The organism is Acidovorax sp., assembly GCF_047607405.1.
In the GTDB taxonomy this organism is placed as follows: Bacteria; Pseudomonadota; Gammaproteobacteria; order Burkholderiales; family Burkholderiaceae_C; genus Acidovorax.
In genome coordinates, this window is sequence record NZ_JASGDA010000036.1 from 1 (window position 1) to 8,276 (window position 8,276).

At 62.2% G+C, this 8,276-nt stretch carries 6 protein-coding genes and 1 pseudogene; all 7 read right to left on the reverse strand.

Features of this window, described 5'->3' with window-relative positions:
• Positions 1-456: pseudogene (locus QM569_RS04395) on the reverse strand (Tim44 domain-containing protein); the annotation flags it as partial.
• Between the two features lie 31 nt (positions 457-487).
• On the reverse strand, positions 488-1,219 hold the full coding sequence (ubiE, locus tag QM569_RS04400) for a bifunctional demethylmenaquinone methyltransferase/2-methoxy-6-polyprenyl-1,4-benzoquinol methylase UbiE (protein WP_414986010.1): 732 nt from the start codon (positions 1,217-1,219) through the stop codon (positions 488-490).
• A 153-nt stretch (positions 1,220-1,372) separates the two neighbouring features.
• Complete coding sequence (locus QM569_RS04405; RefSeq protein WP_414986011.1) at positions 1,373-1,792, reverse strand: gamma-butyrobetaine hydroxylase-like domain-containing protein; 420 nt, start codon at positions 1,790-1,792, stop codon at positions 1,373-1,375.
• A complete protein-coding gene (locus QM569_RS04410) occupies positions 1,780-2,214 on the reverse strand; it encodes an HIT family protein (RefSeq protein ID WP_414986012.1) in 435 nt (144 codons plus the stop codon). The genes QM569_RS04405 and QM569_RS04410 overlap by 13 nt, the downstream gene beginning before the upstream one ends.
• A complete protein-coding gene (locus QM569_RS04415; protein ID WP_414986013.1) occupies positions 2,211-6,125 on the reverse strand; it encodes a DUF3683 domain-containing protein in 3,915 nt (1,304 codons plus the stop codon). Before QM569_RS04415 ends, QM569_RS04410 begins: the two co-directional genes overlap by 4 nt.
• Positions 6,126-6,463: 338 nt before the next feature.
• Positions 6,464-7,249, reverse strand: a complete 786-nt coding sequence (locus tag QM569_RS04420) for a TSUP family transporter (protein ID WP_414986014.1) — start codon at positions 7,247-7,249, stop codon at positions 6,464-6,466.
• 25 nt (positions 7,250-7,274) lie between these two features.
• Positions 7,275-7,979 carry a TauD/TfdA family dioxygenase gene (locus QM569_RS04425; protein ID WP_414986015.1) on the reverse strand — a complete coding sequence of 235 codons (705 nt, stop codon included), beginning with the start codon at positions 7,977-7,979 and terminating at the stop codon, positions 7,275-7,277.
• Between the last annotated feature and the right edge of the window lie 297 nt (positions 7,980-8,276).

The window sequence follows — 8,276 nt, forward strand, 5'->3', positions numbered from 1 at the left end:
CGCCGACGGCGTGGCCGCGCCCGCGCCCTGCAGCGCAAACGGCGCGCTGCCACTGCCGCCGCGCGAGCGCATCACCATGCGGATGACGGCGAATGCCGCCATGGCCAGCAGCAACACCAGCAGCACGTTGCCGAACCCGGCACCCAGGCCCAGCGAATGCGCCAGCCAGGCCAGGCCCAGGCCCGCAGCCAAGCCGCCCAGCATGGCGCCCCAGGGCTTCTTGGGCGCTGCGGCAGGGGGCGTCGCATTGGGCGCGGCGGCAGGCTTGGCCGCTGCCGCGTTGTTGGTGGCGGCGTTCTGCGCGGGCACAGCGGGCGCGGGCGTGGCCGACTCGCGCTGCGTCACGTTGCTGGACTGCCTGCCGATGGACTTGCCGCCGCCGATGCGCTTGGCATCCGCATCGGCATGCGCAAGCGCGAGCATCGCCACGAGCACCACGGACCACAGTTTCATCATGGGTGAGTTCTCCGTTATTTATCGAGATCAGTCAGCACTTGATTCCAACATGAAGCGCCACGATGCCGCCAGTCATGTTGTGATAGTCCACATGCCCAAAGCCATTTCCTTGCATGAGGGCTTTGAGTTCTTCCTGCCCCGGGTGCATGCGGATGGACTCGGCGAGATACCGGTAGCTCGCGTCGTCGCCCGCCACCAGCTTGCCCAGGCGGGGCAGCACCTTGAAGGAATACCAGTCGTAGGCTTTTTCCAGCGGCTTGGCGACCTTGGAAAATTCGAGCACCAGCAGCTTGCCGCCGGGCTTGAGCACGCGGCACATCTCGGCGATGGCGCGGTCCTTGTGCGTCATGTTGCGCAGGCCGAATGCCACGCTGACCACGTCGAAATGCGCGTCAGGAAAGGGCAGCGCCTCGGCGTCGCACACCAGCGTGGGCAGCACCAGCCCCTTGTCGATCAGCCGGTCGCGGCCCGTGCGCAGCATGGCCTCGTTGATGTCGGTGTGGACCACGCGGCCCGTCGTGCCCACCTTCCTGGCGAAGGCCAGCGACAAATCGCCCGTGCCGCCCGCGATGTCCAGCACCTGGCTGCCTTCGCGCAGGTTGGCGACCATGACGGTGTACGCCTTCCAGGCGCGGTGCAGGCCGCCGGACATGAGGTCGTTCATCACGTCGTACTTGGAGGCGACGGAGTCGAACACGCCGCGCACGCGGCGCGCCTTGTCCTGCTCATCGACCGACTGGAATCCGAAATGCGTGGTGCTCATAAAAGTCATGCTAGGCGCGCGGGCGCCAGAGGTACAGCGACAACCCCGCGCCTGCCTGGGGCTTGTGCCGCAATGGCGACAACAGTTTTTTTGAATGAAATTGGCCTCTAGCGCTTGCCAGACAAGCACAAGTAGCTATCAATAAAAGAGCAATCAGCTGCCGCAGCCGTGCCCGCCCGCGCGGCCCCGGGGTGGCATGGGCGCATCACGTTCCACACCTGCCGCTGCCAGCCGCTCCTCGTACTGCGCCCACAGCGCGTCCTGGCGGCTGCCCAGCGCATAGAGGTAGTCCCAGGTGAAGATGCCGCTGTCGTGCCCGTCGGAGAACGTGGGCTTGACGCCGTAGTGGCCTACCGGCTCCAGCTGCGCGATGGTCACGCCGCGCTTGCCGGTCTGCAGCACTTCCTGGCCGGGGCCGTGGCCCTGCACCTCGGCCGAGGGCGAGTACACGCGCAGCAGCTCGAACGGGATGCGGAACGTGGCACCGTCGGAAAACGCCACTTCGAGCACGCGCGATGCCTGATGCACCGTGAGCGCCTGGGGCGTGGGCGCGCCCGCGGTCAAGCCGGCCATGGCGAATCCTCCAGACGGGCGCGCATCGCGGCCTCCGCTGCGGGCAGGCGGGCCTGCACCGCCGCCAGTTCGCCCGCAGGCGCGGGGCGGCGCGCCTCGGCCCAGACGGGCGCGGGGAAATGGCTGTCCCAGCCGAAGCGCGCGATCACGTGCCAGTGCAGGTGCGGCACCATGTTGCCCAGGGCGGCCAGGTTGATCTTGGCGGGCTGCAAGGTGTCGCGCAGGGCCTGCTCGACGCGGGTGACGGCCTCCATGCAGTGCTGGCGGTCGGCGGGGGAAAGGTCCGAGAACTCGGGCGCGTGTGCGTTCCACACCACGCGGTAGAAGGCCGGAAAGCCCGCCTCGTCGGCGCGGATCACGCGCAGCTTCGCGCCGCGCCAGACCAGCGCGCCGCCGTCGGCATCGCACAGGGCGCAGGTCATACCAGCACCCGCTCGATGCCGCCCGCGTTGGCGTTGTGTACGTACTCGGGCATCCAGTTCTCGCCCAGGATCTCGCGCGCCATCTCGACCACGATGTAGTCGGCCTCCAGCAAGCCGTTCTGCAGGTCGTCCTGGTAGCGCGAGATGCCCTGCAGGCAGCTCGGGCAGCTGGTCAGGATCTTGATGTTGTCCTGCTCGCCCACGGCACCGCTGGCGCGCAGCTGCGCCTCGCCCTTGCGGATTTCTGCTTCCTTGCGAAAGCGCACCTGCGTGGAGATATCGGGCCGCGTCACGCCCAGCGTGCCTGATTCGCCGCAGCAGCGCTCGCTTTTGACCACCTGCGGGCCGACGAGGGACTTCACGGTCTTCATGGCGTCGCCCTGCTTCATGGGGTTGTGGCAGGGCTCGTGGTACAGGTATGCGCCCTTGCCTTGCAGCGTGATGCCTTTTTCCAAGAGGTATTCGTGGATGTCGATGATGCGGCAGCCGGGGAAGATCTTGTCGAACTGGTAGCCCTGCAACTGGTCGTAGCAGGTGCCGCAGCTCACCACCACGGTCTTGATGTCCAGGTAGTTGAGCGTGTTGGCCACGCGGTGGAACAGCACGCGGTTGTCGGTGATCATCTTCTCGGCCTTGTCGAACTGGCCGCTGCCGCGCTGGGGGTAGCCGCAGCACAGGTAACCGGGCGGCAGCACGGTCTGCACGCCCGCATGCCACAGCATGGCCTGGGTGGCCAGGCCCACTTGCGAGAACAGCCGCTCCGACCCGCAGCCCGGAAAGTAGAACACCGCCTCCGTCTCCGCCGTGGTGGCGAGCGGGTTGCGGATGATGGGCACGTAGTCCTTGTCCTCGATGTCCAGCAGCGCGCGCGCGGTCTTCTTGGGCAGGCCGCCGGGCAGCTTCTTGTTGACGAAGTGGATCACCTGCTCCTTGACCGGCGCCGTGCCCACGGTGGACGGCGGCTTGGCCGTCTGCTTGCGCGACACCTTGCGCAGCAGGTCCACCGCCATGCGCTGGGCCTTGAAGCCCACGCCCACCATGCCCGCGCGCATGAGCTTGATGGTGTCGGGGTTGGTGGCGTTGAGCATGGTCATCGCCAGCGCGTTGCCGGGGCGGAAGGTCTTCTTGCCCATCTTGCGCAGCAGGTTGCGCATGTTCATGGTCACGTCGCCAAAGTCGATCTTGACCGGGCACGGCGTGTAGCACTTGTGGCAGACGGTGCAGTGGTCGGCCACGTCCTCGAACTCTTGCCAGTGCTTGATGGAGACGCCCCGGCGCGTCTGCTCCTCGTACAAAAAGGCTTCGACCAGCAGCGAGGTGGCGAGGATCTTGTTGCGCGGGCTGTAGAGCAGGCTGGCGCGTGGCACGTGGGTGGCGCACACGGGCTTGCACTTGCCGCAGCGCAGGCAGTCCTTCACGCTGTCGGCGATGGCGCCGATGTCGCTCTGCTGCATGATGAGCGACTCGTGGCCCATCAAACCGAAGCTGGGGGTGTAGGCATTGGTCAGGTCGGCGTGCAAGCCGACATTTTCAGTCTTTTTGGCCTCCAGCGCTTGTCCATCAAGCACCAGCAGCTCCTTATTTCGTAGCAACTTGCCTTTGTTGAAGCGCCCTTCGGGATCGACGCGGCGCTTGTAGTTGGCAAACGGCGCCAGTTCCTCGTCGGTCAGGAACTCCAGCTTGGTGATGCCGATGCCGTGCTCGCCCGAGATCACACCGTCCAGGCTGCGCGCCAGCACCATGATGCGCGCCACGGCCTCGTGCGCGGTCTGCAGCATCTCGTAGTCGTCGCTGTTGACGGGGATGTTGGTGTGTACGTTGCCGTCGCCCGCGTGCATGTGCAAAGCCACCCACACGCGGCCCTTGAGCACGCGCTGGTGGATGGCGGCGGTCTCATGAAGGATGGGCTGGAAGGCCGCGCCCGCGAAGATGGTTTGCAGCGGGGCGCGCAATTGCGTCTTCCAGCTTGCGCGCAGGCTGTGATCCTGCAACTGCGGGAACAGCGTGGCCACGTTGTCGAGCCAGCCTTGCCACAGCGCGCGCACCTCGGCCACCAGCGCCAGGGCCTGGGCCACGCGGTCTTCCAGCAGCTCGGCGGCAGGGATCTCGTTGGCGTCGTCCTGCTTGCCAAGGGGCAGGTTGCCGCGCAGAAAGAAGTCTTCCAGCGCGTCGCACAGCTTGAGCTTGTTGCGCAGGCTCAGTTCGATGTTGATGCGCTCGATGCCGTCGGTGTACTCGGCCATGCGCGGCAGCGGGATCACCACGTCCTCATTGATCTTGAAGGCGTTGGTGTGGCGGCTGATGGCAGCAGTGCGCTTGCGGTCCAGCCAGAACTTCTTGCGCGCCTCGGCTTGAATAGCGATGAAGCCCTCGCCGCTGCGCGTGTTGGCCAGGCGCACGACCTCGCTGGTCACGCGGGCCACCTCGTCGGCGTCGTCGCCCGCGATGTCGCCGATCAGCACCATCTTGGGCAGGCCGCCGTTGCCCTTCTTGCTCTTGGTGGCGTAGCCCACGGCCTTCAGGTAGCGGTCGTCCAGATGCTCCAGGCCCGCCAGCAAAACGCCGCTGCGCTTTTGCTCCGCGAACATGAAGTCCTTGATCTCGACGATGCTGGGCACGGCGTCCTTGGCGTTGCCGAAGAACTCCAGGCACACCGTGCGCGTGTGCGCGGGCATGCGGTGTACCACCCAGCGCGCGCTGGTGATGAGGCCGTCGCAGCCCTCTTTCTGGATGCCGGGCAGGCCGGAGAGGAACTTGTCCGTCACGTCCTTGCCCAGCCCTTCCTTGCGGAAGGTGCGGCCCGGGATTTGCAGGCGCTCGGTGCGGATGGGCGTCTTGCCGTCGGCCTCGAAATATTGCAGCTCGAAGGTGGCGGTTTCCACGTCGTGGATCTTGCCCATGTTGTGGTCCAGGCGCGTGACTTCGAGCCACTGCGCCTCGGGCGTCACCATGCGCCAGCTGGCGAGGTTGTCCAGCGCCGTGCCCCACAGCACGGCCTTCTTGCCGCCCGCATTCATGGCAATGTTGCCGCCGATGCAGCTGGCCTCGGCACTGGTCGGGTCCACGGCGAAGACGAAGCCCGCGCGCTCGGCCGCGTCGGCCACGCGCTGCGTCACCACGCCCGCTTCCGTCCAGATGGTGCCCACCTCGCGGTCCAGGCCCGGCAAGCGGCGCATCTCCACCTCGGTCATGGCTTCGAGCTTTTCGGTGTTGATGACCGCGCTCTTCCAAGTCAGCGGAATCGCGCCGCCGGTGTAGCCCGTGCCGCCGCCGCGCGGGATGATGGTCAGGCCCAGCTCGATGCAGCCCTTGACCAGCCCGGCCATCTCGGCCTCGCTGTCGGGCGTGAGGACGACGAAGGGGTATTCCACGCGCCAGTCGGTCGCGTCCGTCACGTGCGACACGCGCGAGAGGCCGTCGAACTTGATGTTGTCCCGCGCCGTCAGGCGGCCCAGCGTCTTCCGGATCTGGCGGCGCAGTTGCGCGGACTGCTCGAAGGCGGCGTTGAAATCGGCCACGGCGCGGCGCGCGGCCACGACCAGTTCGCCCACCAGGCGGTCACGCTCGGCGTCCTCATCGGGGGTGCGGCGCTTGTCGATCTCGGAGAGGCGGTGCTGCAGCGCCTCGACCAACAGCTTGCGGCGGGCCGGGTTGTCCAGCAGGTCGTCCTGCAGGTAGGGGTTGCGCTGCACCACCCAGATGTCGCCCAGCACCTCGTACAGCATGCGGGCGGAGCGGCCCGTGCGGCGCTCCTTGCGCAGCTGGTCCAGCACGCTCCAGGACGCCGCCCCCAGCAGGCGGATCACGATCTCGCGGTCGGAGAACGAGGTGTAGTTGTAGGGAATCTCGCGCAGGCGGGCAGGCTCGGCGGCCTGCGCCTGCAAGGCAGCCAATGCAATCGGAACATTCATGGGGTCAACCTGGGGTGGGCGGCATGCGCCCTGGGCCTTGGGGGCGTGATTTTATGCCAGGGGGTGTCTGCCCAGTGGGCAGGATTCCCCATTCGGGCGGCTTCAGCCACGAAGGACCAGGAAATACTCTTGATTTGATAGCGGCAATCACATGCAGGACGAGCGCTACAGGCTAAAAACACCCCAAACGCAGCAAAGGCGGGGGATGGAGGGAAAGCCGTCACGCCCCACGCCTGAAATTGCGGCACTGCGCGGGACCACCCAAAAGACACCCATGCAAATTCTTCAACAGTCAGATCACCCCAGCTTTTTGGAGCGATGGATTTTATGCAGAAAAACTAAATGGCATATTTCATGCCCACGCTGACAAATAGGCTGAGCATGGAGAAAGTCAATACCTTCTTGACAAGGCTACCACCATTCCTTACGGCCAACTTGCTTCCAACATGATTGCCAAAAACGTTGCTAATGACCAGGGGCAGGGCTATCGTGTAAACAACCTTTCCGCCGATGATGAAGGCAACAAGTGCGCCGATATTGGATGCAAAATTGAAAATCTTTGAATTGGCTGATGCCGACACCAAATTGAGTTTTAGAAGGTAGTGGAATGCAAGAATGAACATGCTTCCTGTGCCTGGACCAAAGAAGCCGTCATAAAACCCCACACAGAAACAAACCAACGAAACCAGAGCATAGAAAATAAGCCCCTCTTTCGGGGGTGCAACTGTTTCACCATTTTTCGGGATGAGGAAAAGTAAAATTCCAACGGGTATGAGAATCAAGAGAAGTTTTTCCACAATGGCCGCATCGATCAAGATAATGAGGTGCGCCCCCACATATGCGCCTGCCAATGAAAAAGGAATTCCCAATATGGCAATCTTCCATGCAATTTTGCTCTCGCGGAAAAAATTCCTGATGGCTGCCAAGGTTCCAAGCGTGCTGACTATTTTTTCCTGTCCTAGTGCCACCTGGGGGGGCAACCCCACCAGCAAAAAACCTGGGACTAAAAACAGCCCGCCCCCGCCAGCAATGCTATCCACAAAACCGGCAAAAAAGGCAATGCCGCATAAGACCAGGATGGCAAAAATCCAGTGTTCTTGCCAAAATTGACCGAGTAGCTCCATTTTAATTCAATCCTATTGGTAAATTTTAGGCCAACACTTCGTAAAGTCGCCCGGTTGAGGCAGGCTTTGTTCGTGCCATGTTTTGCATCCCGAAAACACGCATAAGCCAGCGATCAACACCATCATTCAGAGGGACAAAAGCATCGCGAGCATGTAGAACGGATTGATTCTTGAAAATCAGAAAATCACCAGGCAACAAAAGTATTTTGATATCGAACTCACGAGTCTCCAGGATGGTTCTCAGTGATGCAATAGCTTCGGCTCCTTCTGCATCCATGGCGCTTGTGTTTTCAGTATCAAAGCGGCATAGCCACTGCCCATTGGTATCCTTTACGATCAATGGCAAACTATGGGTTTCCCGGGGTATGCCAAATGAAGCAGGACGGGTAATTACAAAGCGTGGACTAGCCAAGACCTCAAGAGTCTTCGCATCAAGTCGAGACAGAACGGCTTGTGTAGGAACCAAAGTGGCTCCTACAGACGGATCACACCGCATCCCAAATAACGATAGATATTCTGGACATGCAGAAATATTGACTATTGGCTCTGTTTTTAGTGGCAAATCCGGATTGTCAACGTGATATCCAAATCTAGTTCTGGAGCCATGTGAACTCTTGGCATGGGCGGAATTCCTGGCTGGCACGACATGCCTAAAGAGCCTTCCATCGTTTTCACCCTCATATACAACTGGTGATATTCCTAGCAATTGGTACAACGCCAGATTGGTCATGCAGCTTATGGGACTTTGTGCTGGCGGCAGTAGTCCGCTGTATGGGGTTGGCGGCAGAGAGCGATCAATTGGACAATTGCTTATAACCAGCGCGCAACATGCTGGATTTTTAACGAAGGATTTAAGTTCTTCAATTATGGTGGCCGGCAGAATTTGGGCCGCCTGCTTGCCTAGAGCATTTTTGATTTATGTGCTGACATACCCAGCCGATGCGAAGTAGTTCGCGCACTCCTGGGGCGAGAACTGCTCGAGCAACTGGCCGATGTGCTCCCAAAGCGCATCGACGGTGCGCTTGCC

What these genes read in the sequence shown, in the direction of transcription:
- QM569_RS04405 (WP_414986011.1), bottom strand. Translation starts at nt 1,792, where the DNA reads ATGGCCGGCTTGACCGCGGGCGCGCCCACGCCCCAGGCGCTCACGGTG.
- ubiE (WP_414986010.1), bottom strand. Translation starts at nt 1,219, where the DNA reads ATGAGCACCACGCATTTCGGATTCCAGTCGGTCGATGAGCAGGACAAG.
- QM569_RS04415 (WP_414986013.1), bottom strand. Translation starts at nt 6,125, where the DNA reads ATGAATGTTCCGATTGCATTGGCTGCCTTGCAGGCGCAGGCCGCCGAG.
- QM569_RS04420 (WP_414986014.1), bottom strand. Translation starts at nt 7,249, where the DNA reads ATGGAGCTACTCGGTCAATTTTGGCAAGAACACTGGATTTTTGCCATC.
- QM569_RS04425 (WP_414986015.1), bottom strand. Translation starts at nt 7,979, where the DNA reads ATGACCAATCTGGCGTTGTACCAATTGCTAGGAATATCACCAGTTGTA.
- QM569_RS04410 (WP_414986012.1), bottom strand. Translation starts at nt 2,214, where the DNA reads ATGACCTGCGCCCTGTGCGATGCCGACGGCGGCGCGCTGGTCTGGCGC.